The 23029-nt window shown below is 67.9% G+C and carries 24 protein-coding genes; 14 read left to right on the plus strand and 10 right to left on the minus strand.

Annotated elements, in window-relative coordinates; genetic code table 11:
* Nucleotides 1-241 precede the first annotated feature (241 nt).
* The 12 genes from ACFQDH_RS14935 to ACFQDH_RS14990 all read left to right on the plus strand — a co-directional run bounded on the left by ACFQDH_RS14935 (nt 242) and on the right by ACFQDH_RS14990 (nt 12428).
* Complete coding sequence (locus tag ACFQDH_RS14935; protein WP_382403168.1) at nt 242-1042, plus strand: hypothetical protein; 801 nt, start codon at nt 242-244, stop codon at nt 1040-1042.
* A complete protein-coding gene (locus ACFQDH_RS14940; protein WP_382403169.1) occupies nt 1039-1338 on the plus strand; it encodes a hypothetical protein in 300 nt (99 codons plus the stop codon). Before ACFQDH_RS14935 ends, ACFQDH_RS14940 begins: the two co-directional genes overlap by 4 nt.
* Complete coding sequence (locus ACFQDH_RS14945) at nt 1335-2183, plus strand: hypothetical protein (protein ID WP_382403170.1); 849 nt, start codon at nt 1335-1337, stop codon at nt 2181-2183. Before ACFQDH_RS14940 ends, ACFQDH_RS14945 begins: the two co-directional genes overlap by 4 nt.
* On the plus strand, nt 2180-2479 hold the full coding sequence (locus tag ACFQDH_RS14950; protein ID WP_382403171.1) for a hypothetical protein: 300 nt from the start codon (nt 2180-2182) through the stop codon (nt 2477-2479). Before ACFQDH_RS14945 ends, ACFQDH_RS14950 begins: the two co-directional genes overlap by 4 nt.
* 1 nt (nt 2480) lies before the next feature.
* On the plus strand, nt 2481-3314 hold the full coding sequence (locus tag ACFQDH_RS14955; RefSeq protein WP_382403172.1) for a hypothetical protein: 834 nt from the start codon (nt 2481-2483) through the stop codon (nt 3312-3314).
* On the plus strand, nt 3311-4942 hold the full coding sequence (locus ACFQDH_RS14960; RefSeq protein WP_382403173.1) for a TrbL/VirB6 family protein: 1632 nt from the start codon (nt 3311-3313) through the stop codon (nt 4940-4942). Before ACFQDH_RS14955 ends, ACFQDH_RS14960 begins: the two co-directional genes overlap by 4 nt.
* A 20-nt stretch (nt 4943-4962) precedes the next feature.
* On the plus strand, nt 4963-6468 hold the full coding sequence (locus ACFQDH_RS14965; RefSeq protein WP_382403174.1) for an SCO6880 family protein: 1506 nt from the start codon (nt 4963-4965) through the stop codon (nt 6466-6468).
* A gap of 331 nt (nt 6469-6799) precedes the next feature.
* Nucleotides 6800-8119 carry an ATP-binding protein gene (locus ACFQDH_RS14970; protein WP_382403175.1) on the plus strand — a complete coding sequence of 440 codons (1320 nt, stop codon included), beginning with the start codon at nt 6800-6802 and terminating at the stop codon, nt 8117-8119.
* 4 nt (nt 8120-8123) lie between these two features.
* Complete coding sequence (locus tag ACFQDH_RS14975; protein WP_382403176.1) at nt 8124-9707, plus strand: peptidoglycan DD-metalloendopeptidase family protein; 1584 nt, start codon at nt 8124-8126, stop codon at nt 9705-9707.
* 149 nt (nt 9708-9856) lie between these two features.
* On the plus strand, nt 9857-10309 hold the full coding sequence (locus ACFQDH_RS14980; protein ID WP_382403177.1) for a hypothetical protein: 453 nt from the start codon (nt 9857-9859) through the stop codon (nt 10307-10309).
* Nucleotides 10306-11760, plus strand: coding sequence for a type IV secretory system conjugative DNA transfer family protein (locus tag ACFQDH_RS14985; protein WP_382403178.1), 1455 nt, complete (start codon nt 10306-10308; stop codon nt 11758-11760). Before ACFQDH_RS14980 ends, ACFQDH_RS14985 begins: the two co-directional genes overlap by 4 nt.
* The gene (locus ACFQDH_RS14990) at nt 11757-12428 is read left to right on the plus strand and encodes a hypothetical protein (protein WP_382403179.1); all 672 of its coding nucleotides are present in this window, start codon (nt 11757-11759) and stop codon (nt 12426-12428) included. The genes ACFQDH_RS14985 and ACFQDH_RS14990 overlap by 4 nt, the downstream gene beginning before the upstream one ends.
* Nucleotides 12429-12435: 7 nt before the next feature.
* Here the strand turns inward: ACFQDH_RS14990 and ACFQDH_RS14995 are convergent, their stop codons facing one another.
* From ACFQDH_RS14995 to mobF, 5 genes are all read right to left on the minus strand, one after another.
* Nucleotides 12436-13089 (minus strand): prepilin peptidase, encoded by a 654-nt coding sequence (locus ACFQDH_RS14995; protein WP_382403180.1) that lies wholly within the window; start codon nt 13087-13089, stop codon nt 12436-12438.
* Between the two features lie 74 nt (nt 13090-13163).
* On the minus strand, nt 13164-13661 hold the full coding sequence (locus ACFQDH_RS15000; RefSeq protein ID WP_382403181.1) for a hypothetical protein: 498 nt from the start codon (nt 13659-13661) through the stop codon (nt 13164-13166).
* Entirely contained in the window at nt 13658-15277 is a 1620-nt protein-coding gene (locus tag ACFQDH_RS15005; RefSeq protein ID WP_382403182.1) for a toprim domain-containing protein, read from the minus strand. The genes ACFQDH_RS15000 and ACFQDH_RS15005 overlap by 4 nt, the downstream gene beginning before the upstream one ends.
* Complete coding sequence (locus tag ACFQDH_RS15010; RefSeq protein WP_382403183.1) at nt 15232-18285, minus strand: AAA family ATPase; 3054 nt, start codon at nt 18283-18285, stop codon at nt 15232-15234. The genes ACFQDH_RS15005 and ACFQDH_RS15010 overlap by 46 nt, the downstream gene beginning before the upstream one ends.
* 53 nt (nt 18286-18338) lie before the next feature.
* Nucleotides 18339-19646, minus strand: coding sequence for a MobF family relaxase (gene mobF / locus ACFQDH_RS15015; protein ID WP_382403184.1), 1308 nt, complete (start codon nt 19644-19646; stop codon nt 18339-18341).
* A 236-nt stretch (nt 19647-19882) separates the two neighbouring features.
* On the opposite strand from mobF, the gene ACFQDH_RS15020 reads away from it, so the two are divergent.
* On the plus strand, nt 19883-20218 hold the full coding sequence (locus tag ACFQDH_RS15020) for a hypothetical protein (RefSeq protein ID WP_382403185.1): 336 nt from the start codon (nt 19883-19885) through the stop codon (nt 20216-20218).
* A complete protein-coding gene (locus ACFQDH_RS15025) occupies nt 20215-20715 on the plus strand; it encodes a hypothetical protein (protein WP_382403186.1) in 501 nt (166 codons plus the stop codon). Before ACFQDH_RS15020 ends, ACFQDH_RS15025 begins: the two co-directional genes overlap by 4 nt.
* Nucleotides 20716-20773: 58 nt before the next feature.
* Here the strand turns inward: ACFQDH_RS15025 and ACFQDH_RS15030 are convergent, their stop codons facing one another.
* The 5 genes from ACFQDH_RS15030 to ACFQDH_RS15050 form a co-directional block, all read right to left on the minus strand.
* Nucleotides 20774-21034 (minus strand): hypothetical protein, encoded by a 261-nt coding sequence (locus ACFQDH_RS15030; RefSeq protein ID WP_382403187.1) that lies wholly within the window; start codon nt 21032-21034, stop codon nt 20774-20776.
* Between the two features lie 89 nt (nt 21035-21123).
* Nucleotides 21124-22128 carry a DUF932 domain-containing protein gene (locus ACFQDH_RS15035; protein WP_382403188.1) on the minus strand — a complete coding sequence of 335 codons (1005 nt, stop codon included), beginning with the start codon at nt 22126-22128 and terminating at the stop codon, nt 21124-21126.
* Nucleotides 22129-22189: 61 nt separating this feature from the next.
* On the minus strand, nt 22190-22480 hold the full coding sequence (locus tag ACFQDH_RS15040; RefSeq protein ID WP_382403189.1) for a hypothetical protein: 291 nt from the start codon (nt 22478-22480) through the stop codon (nt 22190-22192).
* Nucleotides 22477-22692: a hypothetical protein gene (locus ACFQDH_RS15045; protein ID WP_183320281.1), complete on the minus strand. Its 216-nt coding sequence runs from the start codon at nt 22690-22692 to the stop codon at nt 22477-22479. Before ACFQDH_RS15045 ends, ACFQDH_RS15040 begins: the two co-directional genes overlap by 4 nt.
* Nucleotides 22689-22976 carry a hypothetical protein gene (locus tag ACFQDH_RS15050; RefSeq protein WP_382403190.1) on the minus strand — a complete coding sequence of 96 codons (288 nt, stop codon included), beginning with the start codon at nt 22974-22976 and terminating at the stop codon, nt 22689-22691. Before ACFQDH_RS15050 ends, ACFQDH_RS15045 begins: the two co-directional genes overlap by 4 nt.
* Nucleotides 22977-23029 lie beyond the last annotated feature (53 nt).

Consider the following 23029-nt stretch of genomic DNA (forward strand, 5'->3'; position numbering starts at 1 on the left):
GATCGTTGGGGGCTCGGGGTCGGACGACAGCGCACGTCGGTGGCGTCCGACCACCTGGCGCAACCCTGTCTCGAAAGAAGTTTTGGGAAGAGGGGGAACGGGGTGTTTGTGCAGGTCAACGCGCCGTAGTGGGCAACGTTCCCCCTGCGTTCCCCAGCCACGGTGCCCTTGGAGGCACGTAGCCGGATACGTCCGCTGGGGACCTTCTGTCTGTCCGATTCGACAGACAGGAACTCAGGCGATGAGCGTTGAAGACTGCCTCGGTCTCTCCCCGAACAGCGAGCTGCTGGCGCAGGCCGACCAGGCGTGGCCGGGCTGGTGCGAACAACATTCCAGGCTGAGTGCCGCCACCGACACCACGACCATGCGGTCCTGGCTGCGGCAGCACACCACCGAAGAATGCGACCAGCTACTCCTGTGCCTGGCGGAACTGGCCGCCACCGATGGTGGCAACGACGTCGCGGCGGCCGCCGCCCTCGCCTGGGCGCTGATGCCTGGGGTGTGCTCACTGGCGAACAGGCTGGGCACGCTCTCCCCGGAGATCGACCAAGTCGTCGCCGGACAGCTGTGGCTGGAAGTGCGCACCTTCCCGTGGCGCCGGCTGACAAAGGTCTCCGCCAACATCCTGCTGAACACCCGCGCCGGGGTACTGCGCGAATGCGGCGCCCACTCCCAGCTCGAACGAACCGACCCGACATGGTCGCGCACCAGCCCGGTCGACCCGTCCCATTGGTTCTGGATGGAGGGACCGGCCGACCCGAACGCCGCGGCAGCCGAGGAACTCCTCCAACTTTTGGAGTGGGCATGCGACCACGACGTCATCACCCCCGCTGACCGGTCGCTGCTGCTGTGCCTGGTCGAGGCGGCCGACCGGACAGCGATCAACCGCACCGGCCGCAGCGGCGCCGGGCTAATGGCCAACGGCCTGAACCAAGAGGTTGCCACCCAGCTGGGGATCTCAGTGCGGACACTGCGCCGCCGCACCCGCCGCAGCATCGACGCCCTGACCGATGCATGCGGACACGGGAAGGCGACGGCATGAGTGACCGCCAGCACCACCATCGGCACCTTAGGTCGGTCGAGGTGATCACAGTAACCGAGACGACGGAAACCCCGGAAGAAGAACCCCAGCACGAGGCTGGACGCAGCACCGCAGACATCGCGGCCTTGTTCGATGTGGCCGGCCGCGAAGAAGAAGCCATCCGCCAGCTCGACGGCTGCATGGCACGCCTGCACGAGGTGCAGCACGCCAAGGCCGCGCTCAAGACCCTGTCGGCGCCGGAACTTCGGGCGGCGCTGGAGTTTCGCCGGGCGGCCCTCGGCGGTGAGCCCGCATGACACAGGTAGTCGCCGAGCGGCCCGCAGTCTCTGTCGACGAGCTCAAACGCGCATGGGTGGCGGTGAAGGCCGGACAATTCCGGGCTAACACCACACGGCCCGCACCGCAGCCCACCGGCGACCCGCAGCGGGCCCGCACGACCACCCCGTGGCAGCCCGACCCCACCGAGGTCGTCCTCCCGGTCCTCGGGTGCGGAGGATCCTCCGGGGCCACCACGCTGGCCGTCGCGATCGCCACCGGCGCCGGGGCCGGCTCCCGTGTGGTGGAGTGTTCGTCAGTCACCTCCTCCGGTCTGGCTGCCGCCAGCACCGCGGAACTGGGCGCCTACGAAAGCGCCTGGTGTCGCGGTAGCCGTGACCATGTGCTCCTCGAACGGGTCATCGACGTCCTGACGACCGCCGAAGAGATCCCGTACCCGTCGACCCCCGACCGGCCCGTGACGCTCACCGTGCTGGACATCGGGTGGGAGCTCGGCCAGGTCCTGACCACCCCGGGCTGGATCGGCGACTTCGTCCGTGATGCCAAGCACGTGGTGTTGACCACCACCGCCACCGTGCCCGGCATGCGCCGCCTTGAGGGGGCACTCGACCTGCTCGGCAACGACCACTCGTGCGCCGCGGTCCTCGGACCGCGCCGCAAGAAGTGGTCCAAGAGCGTCGAGCACACGGCCGGGCGCGTGACCCGCGACCTGGACCGGCAGGGGCTGCTGTTCGAGATCCCCGAAGAGGCCGCCCTGGCCGTCGACGGGCTCACCGGGAGCCCGCTTCCCAAGCCGCTGCTGTCGGCAGCTGACCAACTCGCCCAGCGCCTGCTGGACGACTCCACGAAAGGAACACCGCAATGATGAGTCAGACGAGTGTGCACGCGGTCGCTCTGGCGGCCAAGGTCTGCCCGAAGGCGCCGAAGGGCGCCACGGGGGCGATGAACGACATCACCGGCTACGTGATGTGGGGTGTCATCGCTCTCATGGGGTTGGGGATGCTCGTCGGCGTCGGCGGCATCGTCGCCGGCCGCGTCTTCTCGATGCCACACGCGAGCAAGATGTCGATCATCGGCATCTGCGTCGTCTTCGGCGCGGCGATCGCCTACCTGGTGCTGCCCGGAATGCTGAACGCGGTCATCGGTAAGGGCTGCGTGTGACATGAGTGCACAGCTCGATGGAACCGTTGGCTGGGACCGTCGTCGGCTGGTGTTCGTGCTCGGGGTCGTGGTCGCAGCCGGGGTTGCTCTGATCCTCGGTCTGGGATTTGCGATCTACTTCGCGATCTCCAGCGCGATGTCCGGCGGACACGGCGACTCCGGCTCAACCGGAAAAAAGTCGCATACCAGCACGCACGCCACCGGCACGGCTCACCGCAACGAAATCGCGGCCGAGCCGATGCTGACGGTCGACCAAGAGGCAGCGCAACCAGGGCCGCCGGCCGCCGTGGCAGCAAAGACGGTCAACATCCCGCAGGGCACCACACAGGGGCCGGCGGGAGTGCCATCGGGGTTCCCGCACTCTCCGGAGGGCGCGCTCGGCCAACTGGCCGCCATCGAGCAAGTCGTACTGCAAAGCATGAGCATCCAGCAGGTCGACAGCATCCACGCCGGTTGGGCGATGCCCGGCGCCCCGAACGTCGCCAAATGGCCACTAACCCAGGACGTCCAAACGTTCCTCGGCGACGCTCAAATGGGCGGCACGCTCGACCCCACGAGCACCGTGGTGGTCACCCCGGTTGGTGCCCAAATCAAAGGCAGCGACGGACCGGACTGGGTCTTGGCGTGCGTGCTGGTGAAAGTGCACGCCACCATCACCCAGGACGCCCAGATGGGATACGGCTACTGCGAACGCATGCAGTGGCACACCGGCCGCTGGATGATCGCACCCGGAGCCCTTGCCTACCCGGCACCGTCGACCTGGCCAGGTAGCGATATCAGCAACAAGGCCGGCTGGAAGACTTGGGCCGGCGCAGACGAGGGGTCCGACCAGTGATCCCCGCAATCGGTTGGCCGCATGTCCCCAACCCGTTCAGCTGGCTCGCCGGCGAAGCCGGCAAGGTCGTGACCGGTGGATGGACCATGGCGATGCTCGGCCTCTGGAACGCCGGGCTATGGATGCTGCGGCTGGTCCTGAACATCATGGACGCGTTCCTGACCCCCGATCTGAGCGAAAATGGGGCCGCGTCGGAGGTCTACCAGTACACGTTCTGGATCGCGGGATCACTGGTTGTGCTGATGTTGATGATCCAGCTCGGGGTGGCCGCGATCCGTCGCGATGGCAAGAGCATCGCCACCGCCCTCGTGGGCACCGGCCAATTCACGCTCGTGTGGTCCTGCTGGGTCGGCGGCGCCGTCATAGTGCTCGCCGCCGCGGGCGGGCTGCAACGCGCCTTGATGCTGGCCCTGCTGAAGGTCGACTCCTGGTCCGCCTGGAGCCCCTTCCAGGACATCAGCACCAAGACGATCACCGATGGCACAGTCGCCACCGTTCTCGGCGGCATGGGCTGCCTACTCTGGCTGGCTGCGATCGGACACCTGCTGGTGATGCTGACCCGGGCCGGCGCACTGCTCGTCCTGTCGACGACCACGCCGATCTCGGCGGCCGGGCTGGTCTCGGACGTCGGCCGGCCGTGGTTCTGGAAATCGTTGCGGTGGTTCATCGCCGCGGCCTTCTCGCCCGTCATCATGGTGCTTGTCCTGGGCCTCGGGGTGAAGCTGAGCACCGGCGTAGCTACCGGATTCACCGACTCCACCCAGAAGGCGATCGGCACCGCCGTACCCGGGGTGGTGTTGATCCTCATCTCCACGTTCTGCCCGCTGGCTCTCTTCAAGCTGCTCGCGTTCGTCGACCCGGGCACCACCTCGGGAGCCGCGCTCCGCGCCGGCCTCGACGCCCAGGGCGGACTGCAAGGTCTCCTCAGCGGTGGTGGCGGAGCCGAAGACGCAGGGTCCAGCGCTGCATCCAGCTCGGACGAGAACGGCACCTCGCAGGGAGAAGCATCCGGTGAGGACGCCACTTCGTCCCGGTTCAACAAGGCCGAGGGCGGCATGCTCCAGTCCGCCGGCGGCATGCTCGGCAGCATCGGTGGAGCCATCGGCGGAGCAGCGGGCAAGGGCCTGGGCGCGATGCAGACCGTCGGCACCCGGGGCGCCGCGATCGGTGCCGATCTGACGAACCAAATGGGTGTCGGACACAACAACTACTACCCGGACTTCAGCGGCGGGAAGCAGCAGCAGAAGAGCAGCGGCAACAGCGGCAAGGACGAAAACCCGGACCGTCACAAGGACGGCGACGGCGGCGGCGACAACGGGCAGGGCGCGGGTCCCAACGACCCCTCGAGCTCGACCTCCCAGAGCGACCCGACCACAGGGCAGGGCGCCGATGGAGAACAGGGCCCGACCAACCCCGGGCAAGCCACCCAAGGACCGGAAATGCCGACACCACCCGCGCCACCCAATACGTCGCCAGCAGGCGGCGAAGGCGGAGGCCAACAAGGCGGCGGGTCGAAGGGCGGCCAAGGCGGCGGTGGTCCGAAGGGCGGCGCGCCCGGCGGATCAGGCGGCGCCGGCGGTGGCGCAGCAGGAGGCGGCGCCAGTGAAGCGGCCGTCGTAGCGGTGTGAGCGAAAAGGAGTGAACTGAAATGGCAACGATCTACAACGACTACTCACGGGATCGGATCGGCTGGTTCTTCGGGCTGTCCGGGTGGCAGGCCGGAACCCTCGCCGTCGCCGTGCTCCCACCTTGCTGGGCACTGTCCAAGGGTGCGTGGGCCTCCGTAGGGCTGTTCGCGTTGCTGTGGGTGGCGCTCTTCGTCATCACCGTGACGCCGGTGCGCGGCCGGTCGGCAGTGGGATGGTTCGGCGCACTAACCCGGTCAGCGGTCGGCGGCCTCCTGGGCTGGACACGATTTCGGAGCAAGGCGGTCACCGGAGAGATCGACAACCTCGAGGACGCCGATCTGCCTGGAGTCATCCAGGCCGTTCAAATCCACGACGGTCCGCCACAGGGCCCGTCGCTGGCTCGGGTCGCCGTGATTCAGGACCATGCCACCAAGACATGGGCTGTCACTGCCGCCGTCGTACACCCCGGGATCGGTCTGAAAGAGGCCGTCGAACGGCATCAGCAGGGGACGGGACTCAGCGACCTGCTTGACGCCGCGATGCGTACTGAACTCGTCGAGGAGATCATCTTCGTCATCCGCACGGTGCCTGACGATGGCGCCGAGCGGGACCTGTACGTGGAACGACACCGCCGCAACGGTCCGACTCTCGCACGGCAGATCAACGACGAGCTCCAGGCCGGCCTGTCCGCGGCTGGAGTGCGCACCGAGGCGTTCTGCACCATCGTCGTCGCGGAGTCGCGATTGAAGAACGAAGCCAAAGAAACCGGCGGAGGCCTGGATGGTCGATGCCGTGTCCTGTACAGCCTGATGGCCGAAATCGAGTCACAGCTGCGCGGCGGAATGGCGATGACTAGCGTGGCGTGGCTGAATTCCCCGGAGCTGGCGCTGGCATGTCGCACCGGGTTCGCCCCTGGCGACCGAGCGAGTGTCGTCGATGCCCTGGCAGCGGGGGAGCGTAACAACGACGTGAACACCGACGTCCCCTGGGCGATGGCGGGGCCCTCTGGCGCCGACGCCGCGATGCGGCACTACAGCCACGACGCGTGGAACTCGGTGTCGAGCACCATCAAGCTGCCGACCAAGGGCGCCGTTATGGGAGCCCTGGCACCGGTGCTGACCCCCGGCGAACCAGGGGAACGACGCAGCTTCATGGTCTGCTACCCGATCGTGCGGCAGGCCAAAGCAGACCGGCAACAAGGAAACTCCGAGTGGAAGGCCGACGTCGCCGACGCGCTGCGGAGCAAAGCCAAGGTGAAGGCCCGCGCCCGACAGCGCAACGAAGCCGCCAAGGTGCGCGGTCTGGACACCAAACTCGCCCGCGGCAACGCGCTGATCCGTCCCTACGCCGTGTGCACCGTGACAGCACCCAAGACCGCACGGATCAGCGAGTACGGGCGTCGGCTGGACGCCTCGGTCCGCCGAGCAGGGTTCGCCCCGCTGCGTCTCGACGTCGCACAGGACGCGGCCTTCGCTGCCTCGACCGTCCCGCTCGGCATCAGCCTTTCCCGGCAGGGGGACGCATGAGACCTGTACCTGGCACGCGCACCGGCTCGGCTCGACCACTCGAGCTGCACGATCAACGCCGCTTCGGCCGAATCAAACACGGCAAGGGAGCAACGCTCAAAACCGTTCTCGTTCAATCGATTCAGGGGCAGAAGCGATGATGAAACCACGCCGCAAAGACGGCCGCGATATGGCCCGGCTGCTCCACGACTTCGGGCACGAACTGCCACGGGTCCCCGCGCCGGTACCGACCCCGAAAGACCCGCGGCTGTTCCACTACGCGTCCCGCGGCGGAGCCAAACGCCGCGGCCGAGGCTGGGCGCCAGCCAAGGCACCCGTGACAGCTTGGCGGATGACATCGGACCAGGCGCCGGTCCTGTGGCCCTTCGTGGCGACACCGGGTCTGCCGCCCACCGGCGCGCAGATGGGTATCGACCAGCTCAGCGGCGGCTCGTTCTTCGCCGACCCCTTCGGATGGGTGCTGGACGACGAGGTCCCGGTCACCAACTCCAACATCATGCAGTTCGGCAAACCGGGCCGCGGAAAGTCCGGCAACACCAAGGCCTTCTGCCTGCGGATGATGGACTTCGGCTACCGCACGCTGATCCTGGGCGACCCGAAAGACGAGTACGAAAAGCTCTGCCTGGCTCTGGGAGTGGAGCCGTTTGCGATCGGCCCCGGAATGTTCGCGCGGATCAACCCGCTGGCATTCGGTCCGCTGGGTCAGGGGTGGGAGAAACTGTCCGCCGAGGAAGCTCAGCGTCGTGCCCCGATCATCTTCGGGCGATGGCTCACCCTGGTCCGCGGGCTCGTCGGCTCCCAACGCATCGGTGAGGACCGTGTGCCATTCGGTCCTGACGAAGGCAATGTCGTCGAGAACGCGTTGCGGGTGCTCACCGGATACAGCGCCGGCGCATCGCGGCTGCGGGAAACCACCATCCCCGAGCTCTGGTATTTGCTGAACAACCCGACCGAGGAACTGATCGCCGAATGCCGCTACAGCTCGGACCGGCACTTCCTCGACGAGACACGGTTGCTGCGCAACGCCCTCGGTCAGCTGGTCTCCGGTGCATTGGCCGGAATGTTCGATGCGCACACCACGATCGACGTCGACTGGAAAGCCCCCATTCAGAGCCTGAGCCTGCGCCGGCTCGAACCGCTGGGCGATGACGCGATGGGTATCGCGCTGACCTGCGTCGGCTCGTGGGGACGCGGCATGCGAGAGATGGCCGACCCCGGAGACCTGCGAGTTGTGGTCCGCGACGAGGTGTGGAAGCAATTCCGTCTTGGCCCCGAGGCAGTCAAGGCGTATGACGCGGATCTGCGACTCTCCCGCACGGACGGCGACATCCAGTGGGCCAACGCCCACAAGCCGTCAGACCCGATGTCGGCGGGCGACCAGGGATCGCAAGCCGTCGCGATCGCCAAAGACCTCATGCACCTGGCAGACATCAAGATCCTGATGGGCCAAGACAACGCGATCGGCGACGAACTCGAACAGCTCCTCGGCCTGGGCCCCATCGCCCGATCCCTGATCACCGGCTGGGGCATGCAAGGCAAGGGCCGAGGCCTGTGGGTCGTCGGCGAGCAGATGTACAAAGTGCAGACGGTACTCCACCCGCTCGAGCGCGAGCTGACCTTCACCAACGAAGCGATCGAGTCGGCGGCCTGAACCCATGAAGAAGGTCGTCATCGGTCTCGCGATGGTCCTGGCCCTCATGGTGGCCGCACCCCTCGCGGCAGCCGTGATGATCGTCGTGGTGTCATCCCCAGCCGCCGGGGAAGAGCTCAAAGCGCAGGAATGCCAGTCGGGTTCGACGGTCGCAACCGGCCCATGGCGTGTGCCGACTGCGCAGAAGTACGTCATCACCTCCGGGTTCGGCCACCGGACATCACCAGGTGGCGGCGTCGGTTCCACCTACCACGAAGGCGTCGACATCGCGATGCTCCCCAATCCGGGGTCGGTGCTCGCCGCCGCGGCCGGCACCGTCAAAGTCGCGGGCCCCTACGGCGGCCTGGGGAACGCCGTCGTACTCGACAACAGTTCCGGGATCTCGACGACCTACGGCCACATGGCCAAGCTCGACGCGAAGATCAAGGTCGGATCGAAGGTCACCATCGGGCAGCGTCTTGGGCTGGAAGGGTCGACAGGAAACTCGACCGGCAACCACCTGCACTTCGGCGTCGCCGAAAACGGTAAATACATCAACCCCGTGCCGTTCATGAGCCAGCACGGGGCACCCCTCAACGGGCAACAAGTCGCACCGGCCCCACCCAAGAAGACGCCCCCGGGTGACCCCGGCGGGGAAGGCGGGATCGGGTTCCCGCTGCCGCCGCCCGGGAAGCCACGGAAGGCGTCGCTGCACAACCCGCCCATCGTCATCCCCAGCGCTATCAAGGCGTTCTACGTGAAGGCCGCCAAGCGGTACAAGTTGCCGTGGACCCTGCTGGCCGGAATCGGCATGGAGGAGACCTCGCACGGGTTTGATCTGGGTGTGAGCTCGGCCGGCGCCCAGGGGCTGATGCAGTTCATGCCCTCGACCTGGGCGACATATGGGGTCGACGGCGACGGCGACGGTAAAGCCGACATCGACAACAACGCCGATTCCATCATGACGGCGGCGAACTACCTGACAAAGCTCGGCGTGACCACCGGCGGAGCAGCAGGCGTCAAAAGGGCGATCTTCGGATACAACCACGCCCAGTGGTACGTCAACGACGTGCTGTATTACGCCGCCAAATACGGTGGCGGCACCGTGCAAGGGGACCCCACCGAGTGCGGTACCGGGAAAGGCAACGGAAACCCAGACCTGCCTCCGCTGAAGAGCAAACGAGTGAAGAAACTGCTCACCTGGGCCAGGAGCCACCTGGGAGACAACTACGTGATGGGGGCCAACGGGCCGCACACCTGGGACTGCTCCAGCTTCGCCTCGGCGGCATACCGACAAATAGGCATCACCATGCCGAGGACCGCCCAAGTGCAGCAGAAATGGCTCGCGTCCGGGAACGGATTCCGGGTGTCACCCAGCGACGCCAAGCCTGGCGACCTGATCTTCTTCGACAGCTACCTCGGCCCCAACGCCATCGGCCACGTCGAAATGGTCTTCAACCCCGCCACACATCAAGCGATAGGCGCGCAGAACCCGAACATCGGCGTCGCGATGACCGACTACTCGTATGACATGAAGAACAAGCACATCTTCCAGGTGTGGCGCGTGGGTGACATTGACATCTCGGATAGCGGCAAACACACAATGTAAATAAATAGGTTAGCTATATTTTAGATATCTGGACTGCCCACGAGTCAGTCACCCTCCGTCATCGCGGGCGTCCGAATCGGGTGAGCGGCGGTGACCGCCGGGAGGGCCTCCTTCTCCTTCGGGACAGCAGAGCCAACCTAGGAGGAACGATGCAGAGAGCTCGTCGCCGCGACCCCGTCCCGTGGACGTGGGAGATTCCGTTCGCGATCACGGTGGCCGTCCTGGTGGTGTTGTCGCTCGGCGTGCAGCTGGGTCGAGCGATCGCAAACCTGTTGTCGGGGGACGGTTGGACGTGGGCGCCCAGAGCCGAGCTGTTCAGCAGCTTGCCGGGGGTCTTGGGCGGGCACGCCGATAGCGGACTCACTGGCGCAGGCCACGTCGCCGGCGCGCATCTGTTGTGGGCGTGCGTGATCGTCGTCGAACTGGGCCTGATCGTGGCCGCAGGCTGGGGCGTGAAAGTTGGGATGGACCGTTGGGGACCGAACCGACTGCGCGGAATGGCCAGCCGTGCGGAAGCTGAAGAACTGCTGGGCCGGTCGCATTTGCGGGAGGTCGCGCCGGTGGTCCGACCGGATCTGTACGGCAAGAGGAGCAGCCGATGAGGGCGTTACGGGTAGACCCGGCCGAGGTCGGCTGGAAGATCGGCACAGCGCACGAGCCACGCGGTGGCGAGCTGTGGCAGCCGTGGGACCGTACCGCCGGCGTGATCGGACCCCAGGGCTCTGGTAAAACCCTCGATCTGCTGATCCCAGCGCTACTCGGCGCACCCGGTGGGGCGTTGGTCACACTGACCAAGCTCGACGACCTCTTGCTGAGCCTGACCGCCCGGCGGCGAGATGGCCGACCGTGTGTGGTGCTCGACCCCTTCGGGCTGGCCAGCGGACTGGACGAGCTGATCTTCGACCCGATTGCCGGCTGCGTCGACTCGATGATCGCGGAACGCCGAGCCAAAGCGTTCACTGCCGGCACCGTCAAGGGAGCTATCCAGGGAGGGCAGGGCGATGACGCCGCCCGGTTCTACGCCGCGGAGGCAGCCAAGGTCCTCCAGGCCTATTTCCACGCTGCCGCACTGAGTGGCAGGACCCTGGAAGACGTATTGCGGTGGGTGGCGAATCCGCAGAGCACCACCGACCCGACCGAGATATTGCGCGAGCACCCACACGCAGCGCCGTTCTGGCACGGTCTGCTGCATGGGGCGTTGAACGGCGACGATCGCACCGCCGGCAACACCATCACCACGGTGCAGCAAGCGATGAGCCTGTTCTTCCAGCAAGACATCCGCCGCCGGTGCGTGCCCGGAGAAGGCCGGCCGGCAACCGACATCGCCAAGGTCATCCAGCAGGGCGGGACGATCTACCTGCTCGGCCGAGAAGACCCGTACGCCAGCGCATCGCCGCTGATGACCGCGGTCGCCGAGCATGTCCTCGATATGGCGCTACTAGCGGCCAACAACTCACCGTGGGGCAGGTTGTGCCCACCATTCCTGGCCTGCCTGGACGAGCTGCCGTCGACAGCGCCACTGCCGACGCTGCGGACCCGAATGGCCAACGAACGAGCCCTGGGATTGTCGTTCATTTATGCGGCGCAGACCTGGCGCCAGCTCTCCTCGATCTTCGGTGAGAACGATGCTCGGGCGTTGTTCGGGTTGACCAACTCGGTGATCGTGTTCGGCGGCTCCAAGGACGTGGCGTTCAACCAGGAGATTTCGGACCTGGTCGGCATGGTCCGGGTCTCACGCACCAGTTGGCAGACCGGGCAGATGGGCGGACGCACCACCTCAGGGGAGGACATCGCGATCCTGCGGCCGGAGGAGATTCGGCAGTTGGAGGAGCGGCACGCCTTGGTGATCGCCGAGAACGGGAAGTCGATCATCGCCCGCTTGCATCGGTCCATCGACGGGGCCGCAGGTAAGCAGCTGCTGGCCGAGCAGGACAAGCTGCGGGTTTCTCTGGCGGCGGCCCGCCGCAAGGCCATCACCCCCGAAGCCCGCACGACCGCAGCCCTGGTGGAAGCCAAGCGCCGGGGCCTGACCGTTGACAGGAGTCAGCAGTGAATACCGATGCCGCGCGTGAACCCCTGGTCGCCTCGATGGTGCGCCCCTTCCCGGAAGGCGGCAGCATGGTGCGGCTGGCCTACCGGGAGCTCAGCATCGCCGCCAATGGCGACAAGGACCAGGTCAAGGCTCTCGGGCCGTTGCACATGCTGCCGCGGCCGTGGGATCCGCCGACGTGTCGTCGACCCGAACTGCGCGAGCAGCTGTGGGAGTGGCTGGAGGAAGTCGTCAGCTGGCTCAATCGGGAGTACACCTGGGACGTGGCCGGGGCGATTCCTCCTTGCTGGCCTCAGCACCCTCATCTGGTGCACGAGATCGCGGTGCTGGCGGACCAACGTCGCCGCGCGGGCCTCGCCTTCGACAGCAACGCGATGGAGGAATGGCACCGCTACGCGCTGCCGGCGTTCGCCGACCGGATGCGCAACCGGCTCAAAGATCACTGCGAGGACGGCCACCAGGGCTGGCCGGGCCGAGGCCGGTATGCCCGGTTCACAAGCGATCAGACGGTGCATGAGCGGCAGGAGACCTACGCCGCCGACGTTCGTACGACCGCACTCGGCCGCAGGATCGAGCACAAGGTCGAGGAGGAGAGCCGCCCCCGGCTGGCTTCGGTCAACCTGGACACCGGCGAGTTGGGCGATGTGCCGGACGGTCCCCAACCGGAGTAGTCGAAGATCAGGGCGCGAGGACCGCCACGGCGATGAGTGAGCCCAGCAGCATCCACGGTCCGAACGCGATCCGAGTGCTGCTGGGTTTGCCGCGCCGCGTGACCGCGACCCACGCCAGGCACAACAACGAGGACAGCAACATCGCCCACCACAGCACACCAAGGCCGACAGCCCCGAGGGTGAGGCCCAGGATGGCCGCGAGCTTGACGTCGCCGAGCCCGACCGCGCCACCGCCGGCCACGTGCAGCGTGAAGTAGCAGCCACCGGCGAGGACGAGGCCGACTCCACCGAGGACCGGGACCTGGAGCCGGTCGGTCACGGCCGAGACAACGATGACCGCGAGTAGCGAGGCGACCGCAACCGGTCCGAGCACGCGATCCGGCAGCCGGTGCACGTCCAGGTCGACCGCGGCGAGCCACGGCCCGGTGATCGCCAATGGCGCCAGTAACAGCAACGCCCACGGCCGGTCGGGTGATAACCGCAGGCCCAGGGCCGCGGCGGCTATCACGGCAGTCGGCAACACCCATGCCACCGAGGACGGCTGCGGAAGAGCAGCTTCGTTGTCGTAGCGGTACCGCAGGGCGCGTAGGTTGCGGACGCTCAGGACCCCGGTGAGTGCGCCGACTAGTGCCGCGGCCACGGTGAAACCTGCGGTGCCCATGGCGCTGACGGTACGGGAATCGGCAGCTCGCGCCGCTGCGTCATCCACAGCCCCGGCACGCTACGTCTAGTTCTTCAGCGCCGGGGTGCGCGCAGGCGAACGGTCATGTTCGGTGCCGGATCCGGCCGGGCCGGATCTCGACGCCTGCTGACCTGCTGGGCCTCGGCGCGATCCAGGTCAGTCGACGGGCCGCGGTCGCTGCGGGTGGAGGTCCTAGACATCCGCTGGGGTGTGCGTACGAGGCTCTCGGAGATCGTGAAGTCGGCGTGCCGGCCACGGTTGGACGTGAACCCAAACCGCCGATACAGCCGGTCGAGGCCGGCACGGGACGAACCGAATGAGGTGTCCGGAGTGCCCGCGAGAATCCAGCCGTGACGATCGGCGGCCGCCGTCAGGGCGCAGAGAGTCTGAGTCCCAATGCCGTTACGGCGCAACGGCTTCGGGACTTGCAGCAAGGCGATCACGATCAGGTCGTCGCGAAGTGCCGTGATGCGCAGTTGCTCGACGTTGCCTGGCTCGAGCAGCCGGGCCCGCAGCGCCGCAACCTGCTCGACGACGGCAGGGCTGGTCATCGGCGAGGACCGACCGGGCGATCGGTCGGTGCCGTGGTCGGTGAGCGCCGCTCCTGCGCAGCACCCGACTGAGGTGTGCCGGAAACTGGTCCGCCGGTGTCGACCTGGACGTCGAGCGTCGCGACCAGGCGGTAGCGCAGGTCCTGGGCTGGCTGCTCGGCCAACGGACGTTCAGCGACCAGCTGGCGCGCGACTGCCGGCACGTCGTGTCCTTCGGCGGCTGCCTGGTCGAGCATCTGCGCCAACGCCGGCCAGTCGGCCTGCCGGGGGAGTCGAGGGTCGAGTTCGCCGGCGAGACCGGCCCACCGCTCGTGCGGTGGCAGCTGAGCGGCCTGCTTCATGCGATCTCGCACCTCCGCAACCTGGTCGAGCTGGGTGCGCGCCGCCTGGCGGCGATCGCCCACCCAGGAGTCGGCGGCCGGGATCAAGTCGCGCTGTGCCATAGCGGTGCTGATGTGCAGCCGGTCGGAGATACGTGTCGTCCCGTCCTGCCAGTGCCGTGCCGGGCGGGCAGCGATGATCTGTGCCCCGGCCGTGCGGGCCTGGCCCGGAGGCAGGTTGGTCAGCCGCTCTTCCAGCAGCGAATTGGCCAGCGCGTTCGGCTGCTTGAGCACCTCACGCAGCGCGGCCGGCCCACGCAGCGTGTACATGTCGGCCGGGTCGAGACCGGACGGGAATGTGGCGTGGCCGGAGTCCAGGTCGTGGGGGGCCAGGAGCCAGTAGTCGCGCTCGGCGGCTACCTGTCCGGACAGGTTCTCGTCGTTGTCCGTGGCGACGATCAGCCACGGGTCGAACTCTGTCGCGGAGGAGTCCAGATCGGAGGCGGTGCCCGCGCCAAAGTGTTCCCGGATCGCAGCGAGCTGCTGGGACTGTTCCTCGGTGAGGTAGGTGCCCAGCGGGGCGGCCCCGACCAGCTGCCCCGCCGAGGCGAGGGTGATCGCGATGGCGTCCATCGGACCCTCTACGAGCACGGGCCGCGCGCCGTTCTCGTAGAGATCGTTGCCCGCGACATACAGCTGCGCGCCCATGGCGAACAGTGAGGTGGTCGGACTGTCGAGGTATTTCGGGCCGCTCTTGTCCTTGTCCGTGAGGTCGGGGTGCCGGCGTCCTACGAAGCCCAGGACGACATCGCCGCCGGCGAAGGGCACGGTCTCGAAGTTCTCCCAGCCGTCGCGGCGGTGGACGATCGGCAAGACCAGGCGATTGACGAAGTGGTCACGGATCCGCCCGGTCGACTCGTTCCGTTTCGCGACACCGGCCGCGACCATTTCCTCGTCGCCGACGCCCAAGGTGCGCAGGTGCTTGACCAGGCGGTCCCACCCCGGCGGGGCGAAGCCGGGCCGGAATCGTTCATCCGCGGCGAGATCGTCGCCGAACCGGTCGACCAGGTGCTGTGCAGCCCACGACCCGGGCAGCTGCTGGCGGTAATACGCGAGGGTGAGCGTGTTGATGTGCGCGATCCGGTCGTTGCTGACCGGGCTGCTCGCGAACCGCATCGCACGGTCGGCGGACCGGTCCATCTGTTCGTCGGAGATCTCCAGCGGTCCGAGGGCATCACGCCGCAGCTCGGTCAGGAGCAGCTGCCGCTCCAGGTCGTCCTCGTCGATCTCGTCCACCAGGTCCGGCGGTGGTTCGTCCTCGAGCGGCGGGTGCTGATCGACGGTGACGTCGGGGGCAACATCACGACGGCGTCGTCGGGCAACGGGACGTGTTCCCACAGGTCCTCGTCCTCGTCGGGGTAGGCGTCGTAGTGCTCGTCGGGGACGGGGTCCATCGCAACGGACAACCGCCAGATCAAGGCCTGGCAGGGATCGTCGCCAGGCTCCAGCGGCTGGTCTGCTTCACTGCGGAACAAGTCTTCGACCGACCACCCGCGCTGAAGCGCGCGGTCCACAGTGGTGACCAGGGTGGGCCACCACGGGCTGGCCTGCACTTCGGCTGCGCGGTCCTGGCCCAGTAGCTCCGGCAGGCGCGGCGTCCAGGCGGCCTCAACGTGGCGGTCCTTGTCGACCTGTTCGGCGACGGCCGGGGACAGGTGACGACTGATGCGCCACCACAGCGCGGCAGCGGCGTGATCGTCGGGCAGGGTGCCCGTCGCGGCAGCACGCCGCAGCATGCCGGCGGCGTCGACCCCGGAGCGGGCCATCGCAGCGAGCCGTTCGGCCAGGATCGGCGCGAACGGGTCGCTGCCGGTGGCACGGGAGGCAGCGGCGATCTGCGGGCCCCATTCCTCCATCGCGGGGGCACGGTCGCCGACGAGCCGCTCATTCAGCTTGCGCTGCCAGATCGCGGCCGCCTTCTGCATCTGCGCCCGACCGGTGGGACGACGGTCGCCGTCGTCGACGAGCATCGCGGCCCGCCATACCGCCACGTCGCCCAGCACCGCATCGGCGGGCCGGCCGGCACCGGCGGATGCCCAGCTCGGCGTCGTACCGGTGGCTGCTTCCTCACGAACAGTGGCTGCCAGGTCGGTGACCTTCGCGGCCCGCTGGACCAGGTAGGAGCCCCACACCGTGTTCTCGGACAGGGACGAGGGCACGCCGGGGATCCACGGCAGCGGTCCGCGGCCGCCACCACGCAGGCCGGTGTCGTCCAGCCGCCAGTCCAGCACCGCAGCGGTGTCGCCGGCGGTGTCGAGCTCACGAGACTCGGCGGCCGAGCGCAGCTGCACGATCGGGTCGACGCCGTGAGCGCTGGTGAGGATCAGGTGGGCGCGCAACGCCGGCCAGGCGGGCTGCTCGGTGACGTCGGGGACCACACGCTCGGCATCCGCTTCCAGAGCGGCGACCTTCTCGGCGCCCAATTGATGCTCGGCCGCGGTGTACAGGGCATCGAGGTAACGCTGTGTTGCCTGACCGAGCAGTGTGGCCGGCTCGCTCTGCTCGCGCAGCATGGTGGTTGCCGACCGGGGTGCGTCGTCGCGCGCCAGGATCTGCTCGAGTAGGTCGGTCGGCGTCAACGGGTGGGTCATCTCCGGGCGGATGACGCTGTGCGGGTCACCGTCGCCGACGACCTCCAGGTACACGTGGTTGGACTGCTTTCCGCGGGTCAACATCGTGTACAGCTGCTGCCGTGATTCGTCACCGCTGGCGAGCCCGTGCATGGTGTCCACCGACACGCCCTGAGCCGTGTGCACCGTCGTTGCGTAGCCCAGTTCGGTGTTCTTACTGACGTAGTCCGCCGGCAAGGTGACCAGCCGGCCGCTCTGGGTGTGCTGCACCCGCAGCTGGCCGTCGTCGATCTGGAGCACGCTCCAGCGGTCGCCGTTCTTCACCCAATCGGTCGAGGATGACCGCAGCCGGCGATCGTTGGAGCGGGTGATGATCAGTTCGCCGACGCTGGCCAGGTTGCCGTCCGCCAGGCGCACTGTCGGCCCTTCGTCGACCGCGTCGTCACCGGCACCCTCGAGTCGGTGCGCGCGGGCTCGTTGGTTGAGTTCGCTGACCAGCTCGCGGGTCGGGGCGAGCATGATGGAGTCCAGACCCTTGCCGCGGTCGGCTTGCCACGCCCCGAACACGTCCTCGGTCATGGTCGCCAAGTCACCGACGTGGACCCGGTCCCGATCCAGATAGAACCCGAGCGACTCGGGCCGACCTTCGCGCAGCGCGAGGGATGCGGCACCCTCGGCGGGGTCGACGAACCGGACGAGTTCGGTCAGTCGGCAGGCGCCGTGGGTGGTTTGGATGTCGCGTAGGACACCGCCGGCGCCGATGGCGGCCAACTGCTGATCGTCGCCGATCAAGCGCACGCTGCCGCCTCTGTCGAGGACGAACTGGACTGCCAGATCGAGGGAGATTGTGTCGGCCATGCCGGCCTCGTCGAGCACGACCAGCGTCTTGGGCCCGATATCGGTGGCCGATACCCGCCAGGGCGCCAGCGGTGCCCCTTCGGCGACCTGTTTCGCGCCGGCGGGGGCGTACCAGGAGCGGGCCTGCGGATCCCAACGGGCACCGGCGGCCTTTGCCTCGTTCTTCTCGCTGATCGGGACGTCAAGCCAGGTGCGGGCGTTCGGGTCGCGGCTGGTGAGCTCGTGCACGAGCTTGGCCAGGGTGTCGGTACTGGTGTCGATCTGGGACCGCAGTGCCGCCGCTGCGGCCGCGGATGGGGCGAGCCCCAGCACCTGGCCACCGCCTTCGATCCACGCGCCAGACAAGGCCCGCATGGCGGTCGTCTTGCCAGACCCGGCGGGCGCGATCGCCAGTTGGAGGCGTGCCCCGGAGGTGGCCATCTCACGCACCAGTGATGTCTGGCCGGCGTTGAGCGTGACCCCATTGGCAACGCTCTCCATGAGGGCCATATCGACCGCTGATTCATCGACGGCGAGCCCATCGGTGCGGCTGGCAGCCTCCACCAGCCGCTTCTCGGCCGCGATCACCTTGGTCGACGTAAACAGATCGGCGCCGGCCACCGAGTAGACCGAAGATCCGTCCCGGCGCCGCTGGGGCTCCGGCTCGACGATGTCGCGCTCGGGGCGAGCCATCGACACTGAGATCTTCAGGGCACGGGCGACCACCTGGTCGACGAGTCCCGGCATGCGCTTGGGTGATGCTCCCGCGCCGCGGATCTGTCGCTCGGCCTCGGCACGCACGTGCCAGACCTGCCAGTTGGACCGCCGGTTTTCCATCTGTGTGATGACCGCCCGGGCCGTCTTGGTGACGTCGACCCGGGCGTACCGGCTTAGCCTTTTGGGAAGCGTGATCCCAACGTTTCCGAGAGCATCGAGGCGATGCCCTTGTCGCCGCCGAGGATCTCGCGCGCCTGCTTCCGCCAGGTTGCGCGCTGCTCGGCGAGGGTGCGCGGCTCGTGCTTCGGGTCGCGAGTTTCCAGGGTGGCCTGCTGGGATAGCTGAACCGCTTCGATGGGGGTCGGCGGCCGGCCGTGCGCGCGCTGAAAGTCGGTGGCGAGTTCGTCACGGCGGACCTCGATCGCCGCACGACGAGACGACCACCGTTCCCGCAGGCGCGGATCGACGCCCACCAACTCCCGGACCGGGCGCTTGCGCGGGTCGTCGTCCGGGCGTTCCTCGAACTCGACCCCCAGGTCGGTGGCCAGGTGCCGCTCCAACGAGCTGTTGTAGACCTCCGAGGCTGCCACGGTCGCCTTGAACAAGACCCTGCCGTCGATCGCCAGCCACTTGCCGCCGAGCGTCTGCACCTTGTTCGCGACGGCCACATGCGTGTGCAGCAGCGGCTCGCCGGCGCGCGAATCACGGTGCGTGAAGGCTGTGGCAACCAAGCCCTTGACGTCGACCTGGCGGACTCCGTTGGTTCCCTCTCTGGAGTACAGCGCGTTCTCCTCGATGAAAGTGAGGGCGTCCTTCATGGCTGCCTGGTGCGCGCGCTCGACCCGAGCGGCGATCGCCGGATCGGCCAACGCCCACAGCACCGCCACGCTCTTCACCGGCTTGAAGGTCAGGTCGAACCCCGCGACCGCCTGCGTTTTCGGGCGTGAGTGCTGGGCGATGGTGCCGGACAACTCGCGAGCGTCCTGGGGGTCACGGCCGTGTTCGGCCCGGAAGAACTCCCGACCGACCTCGGTGCGGATCCGGGCTCGGTCCTCGGCAGGAACCGGCCAATCCCTGGGAAGTCCCTGCTCCTCGTTGAGGTCGGCCAGCCGCTTCGCCACCTCGATCCGGTAGGTGGAGACGTCGTTCTCGTACACCTTGAACGGCACCCCGAGCCGGGTCGCCGCTCGGTAATCCGCGTTCGTCAGGTCCGGGCCCTGGAGAGCTTCCCGCCGTTCATGGGCAAGGGGATGGTGCCCGGAACCGAACAGAGCCTGCATCTGCTCGGCGGTGACGACGTCTCCGGCGGACAGGCCGTCGATCCCGGCCATCCCGGACCCCACCCAGACGCCGGGGGCCTCGCCTTTTTCGCTGTAGTACGACGCGAGGCCGGTGTGGCCCTTGTCGGTGGCGTCCATGGCCGCCACCTGGCGGGTCAGATAGTCGTATCCGGAGCCTGCTGTCAGCTTGTGAATGCTCATCGTCACACCTCCCGAAGGGGCGGGATCCGCCCTGGCGGTCACAAATTGAAAGATCAGCAAAAACCGGGAATGCAAGAGCTGTGTAGGGCTTCGACTTCCAAGGTTCAGGAGGGGGAACGGGCGAGGGGTCGTGGCTGGCTGGCTGGCCGGGAACTCAGGTGGTCGGCGGTGGCCGCTGACGGGGGTCGGGATGTCTTAGGGGGTGCGATGGTTCGACACGAGAAAGGTGCACATCGATGGGCAAGCAGACGATCAGGCAGGAAGCTCGGCGAGCGGCGCTGGATGCGCAATCCAGGAGACGCGAGGAACGCGCGGAGCGGGAGCGCCGGGTGGAGGCCCTCGCGATCAAAGTGCTGGTCGCGATCCGCGAGCGCGAGGCAGCCGACCGGCGCGCCGGTGAGGCGCTGACGGAGATGATCGAGACCGAGCGGCTCTCGGCGCGCGAGGCCGTGCAGTGGTGCGGCGATGAAGTGAGCACGCGCGAGGTCGCACGACTACGGCGCGTGGCGGCGGATGCCGCCAACCCGGCCGCACAGGAGGAGGCCGACCTCGGCGGCGTCGTGAGCCAGTGAGCGCGCGGCGGCTCGGGTCGGGCGGCGTGGCCGCGCTGGCTGAGGCACTGGCGGACCCCGAAGTCGTCGCGCGCTACGCGGCCAAGGTGGTGCAGGTTCCGGGCACTGGGTGCGGCTGGTGGACCGGTGCGATCAGCGGGCGCGGGCACGGTCGGTTCTGGTTCGGTCACGACTGCGTGGTCGTTGCGCACCGGTTCGCGTTCGGCCTGGTCCACGGCGCCGACGCACTTGACGCGGTGCGCGTGCTGGGTCACAAGTGCGACAACCCGCTGTGTCAGCGGGTCGGGCCGGGGCATGTCGTCGCGTCGTCGGCGGCCGAGAACCGGCGCGAGTGGGTTGCCCGTCGCGCGTTGACCGGCTCCCCGCTGGGCGATCCGCGCGGGGCACGTCGCCGCGCGCGCGAATTACGCGATATGGCGCGTCGGGATCCGTGTGAGGTCGCCGACGACTTGGAGCGGCTGCGGGCGCTGTTCGGGGAGCAGCTCGCGCTGTGGTGAGACGCGACAAGGCGACCGGCTCGGGTGAGCCGGTCGCCTTGTCTTGTCAGGGCAGGAACTACACGGGCAAGCACTCGATAATCTCGGCGGTGTTGGCGATGCCGGTCAACGCGGTTGCCAGGGCGCGAGCGGTGCGCGGGGTGACGGTGAGGGCATCGCTCTCGACCGTCACGACGACGGTCGCTGGGCCGTCGTCGTCACGGCGTACGGCGGCGGTCAACACGTTGCCGTCGCCGTCGTGGAAAACGACGGACTCGCCCAGCACTAGCTGGATGCCGTCCGGGTGGGCGGTGACGCCGTCGCGTCGGGTTGTGGTCATGAGGGTGACTCCTTGCTGATCGGTTGCGGTGGTGGTGGACGGTGACGCCGCGTCGCGTGGATCGGCGCGGCGTCACCGTTGCTCGGGGATCAGGCCGGGACGAGCTCGTCCCACGCGGTGCGCTTGACCCGCGCCAGGTCGTCGCTGGTGAGCAATCGGGCTGCGCGGGCGGACGCCTGGTCGCGGTTGCCGGCCCGCACGGGGGAGAAGTGGTCGATGTACTCCACGACCGCCTGGTAGCCGGCCCACGCGGTGCCCCGGATGCCGGCCTGCGTCTCGGCGTCGTGCCACAGGTGCGACAGCTTGGCGTTGCGCTCTCGGTGTGCGTTGAGCGTGCGCACCGATGCGGACGACGGTTCGGGGAAACAGCGCCGCACGAGCGCGTCGAACTCGGCGTCGGTCATCGTGGTCTGGATCAGCTTCTCGGCCTCGGCCTCGAACTCTTCGCAGTAGGCGAGAGTCAGCCCCAGGGCGTCGCGGGCCTCCTGCACGGCGCTCTTGGCGTTGGCCGTGTGCCGAATGCTGAAACTGGCCAGGTGGTTACGCAGCGCGGCGGCTTGAGTGTTGGCGCACACCACACGCACGGGTGAGATCGCGATGCGGAATGCCGATGACCCGTCGTTGCTGTTCAAGCCGACAATGTTGAGGTCGACGCGATCAGAGCCGCCCACCTTCAGCGACTCCGGTAGCCGCATGGTGATGAACACCTGACGACCTCCGCGCAGCGAGCCCGCCGTCTCAAAGACCGCGCCGGATTCGTGCGACAACGTGTTGAGGAACGCGGCGTGCTCCTCGTTCTGCAGGGGCGTGTAACCGGAACCGACGACGCCTAGCGCCTCGGGCTTGCCGGTGAACGGGTTGGTGCGCACAGTCGCGAACCCTGGCGCGTCCATCGTCGTGACGCCGTCCTCGGTGATTTCGGTCGCGGTCAGCGGCACCTTGCGGACGTTCCAATTGCCCAGGTGGCCGAGCGTCATCGCTTCTTCGGCGGTGAACGCGCGGTCGCGCACGACGGTGCCGAGCCGGTGCCACGCGTCCTTGCGCGCGAAGACGGCAGAGGCCTGGTCGCCGTGGGTTTCGATCTGGTGAGCCATGAGTGGTTCCTCTCGGGTGGTTCTCTGTCCTGACAAACTCAATTCTAGTTTTTCTACTCTACTAAGATGAGTTGTCCACAGGGGCAGGCGAATTCGCGGTCGATGTGTCGGCATGCTGTGCGCGGGCTAGCTGGTACTCGGCGCGCGCGGCCGCGTCGCGGGATCGGTAGGTGATGTCGCCCGGTCGCCGGTCGCAGACGATGCGCCATTTGCGGTCCGGGTAGTTGCGACTGACGCAGCCAATCGCGCCGTTGGGGTAGCGCACTTCGAGGACGTACCAGCCGCCGTGCCGCCACCGGTCATAGGTGAACGCGGAAGGCGTGTCGGACGGGGGTGCGGGGGCCGCGCTCATGAGGGATCACCGGTCGCCGCGCGGACCTGGTCCAGTGCGCGGTTCAGTAGCTCCTGGAGCTCCTCGCCGCTGCCTTCGATCACGGTCACCTCATCGCACGCGACCAGCAGCGCGAGGGGTGCGTCGACGACCTCCGTGCCGAGTTCGCACCCGGCAGTCACAACCTCGGTGCTGGCCGTGCGGGCGCGCATCCATTCGTAGCGCACGCTCATCGGGCTGCCTCCTTCGCGGTCGTGGCCAGCCGGTGAAACACGCGCCGACCTCCTTGCATGACCGCGACGGCCTCGATGCCGTACTCCGACGCGTGCTCCAGCTGAGCGTCGGCGGCGGCAATCGCGCGCGTTCGGGTCGGGATCATCGCCGCGTGCATCTTCAAACGGGTGGTGCCGAACGACGGGGTGACGAACACGAATCGTCGTTCTCCGCTGAAGCGCACCTTGAGGAAGGCGCACACCTCGTCCGGGGTCTCGGTGACTGTCTGGCTGGCGCTGGTCATGGTGAAGTCCTTTCGTCGGTCCGGTGGCGCGCAGGGTGCGCGCCACCGGCCGT

The organism is Flexivirga alba (assembly GCF_042661025.1).
Classification (GTDB): domain Bacteria; phylum Actinomycetota; class Actinomycetes; order Actinomycetales; family Dermatophilaceae; genus Flexivirga; species Flexivirga alba.

Bases quoted from the DNA above. Each gene is read 5' to 3' on its own strand.
- ACFQDH_RS14935 (WP_382403168.1), top strand. From the start codon at position 242: ATGAGCGTTGAAGACTGCCTCGGTCTCTCCCCGAACAGCGAGCTGCTG.
- ACFQDH_RS14940 (WP_382403169.1), top strand. From the start codon at position 1,039: ATGAGTGACCGCCAGCACCACCATCGGCACCTTAGGTCGGTCGAGGTG.
- ACFQDH_RS14945 (WP_382403170.1), top strand. From the start codon at position 1,335: ATGACACAGGTAGTCGCCGAGCGGCCCGCAGTCTCTGTCGACGAGCTC.
- ACFQDH_RS14950 (WP_382403171.1), top strand. From the start codon at position 2,180: ATGATGAGTCAGACGAGTGTGCACGCGGTCGCTCTGGCGGCCAAGGTC.
- ACFQDH_RS14955 (WP_382403172.1), top strand. From the start codon at position 2,481: ATGAGTGCACAGCTCGATGGAACCGTTGGCTGGGACCGTCGTCGGCTG.
- ACFQDH_RS14965 (WP_382403174.1), top strand. From the start codon at position 4,963: ATGGCAACGATCTACAACGACTACTCACGGGATCGGATCGGCTGGTTC.
- ACFQDH_RS14970 (WP_382403175.1), top strand. From the start codon at position 6,800: ATGACATCGGACCAGGCGCCGGTCCTGTGGCCCTTCGTGGCGACACCG.
- ACFQDH_RS14975 (WP_382403176.1), top strand. From the start codon at position 8,124: ATGAAGAAGGTCGTCATCGGTCTCGCGATGGTCCTGGCCCTCATGGTG.
- ACFQDH_RS14980 (WP_382403177.1), top strand. From the start codon at position 9,857: ATGCAGAGAGCTCGTCGCCGCGACCCCGTCCCGTGGACGTGGGAGATT.
- ACFQDH_RS14985 (WP_382403178.1), top strand. From the start codon at position 10,306: ATGAGGGCGTTACGGGTAGACCCGGCCGAGGTCGGCTGGAAGATCGGC.
- ACFQDH_RS14995 (WP_382403180.1), bottom strand. From the start codon at position 13,089: ATGGGCACCGCAGGTTTCACCGTGGCCGCGGCACTAGTCGGCGCACTC.
- ACFQDH_RS15000 (WP_382403181.1), bottom strand. From the start codon at position 13,661: ATGACCAGCCCTGCCGTCGTCGAGCAGGTTGCGGCGCTGCGGGCCCGG.
- ACFQDH_RS15010 (WP_382403183.1), bottom strand. From the start codon at position 18,285: ATGGAAAACCGGCGGTCCAACTGGCAGGTCTGGCACGTGCGTGCCGAG.
- mobF (WP_382403184.1), bottom strand. From the start codon at position 19,646: ATGAGCATTCACAAGCTGACAGCAGGCTCCGGATACGACTATCTGACC.
- ACFQDH_RS15020 (WP_382403185.1), top strand. From the start codon at position 19,883: ATGGGCAAGCAGACGATCAGGCAGGAAGCTCGGCGAGCGGCGCTGGAT.
- ACFQDH_RS15030 (WP_382403187.1), bottom strand. From the start codon at position 21,034: ATGACCACAACCCGACGCGACGGCGTCACCGCCCACCCGGACGGCATC.
- ACFQDH_RS15035 (WP_382403188.1), bottom strand. From the start codon at position 22,128: ATGGCTCACCAGATCGAAACCCACGGCGACCAGGCCTCTGCCGTCTTC.
- ACFQDH_RS15040 (WP_382403189.1), bottom strand. From the start codon at position 22,480: ATGAGCGCGGCCCCCGCACCCCCGTCCGACACGCCTTCCGCGTTCACC.
- ACFQDH_RS15045 (WP_183320281.1), bottom strand. From the start codon at position 22,692: ATGAGCGTGCGCTACGAATGGATGCGCGCCCGCACGGCCAGCACCGAG.
- ACFQDH_RS15050 (WP_382403190.1), bottom strand. From the start codon at position 22,976: ATGACCAGCGCCAGCCAGACAGTCACCGAGACCCCGGACGAGGTGTGC.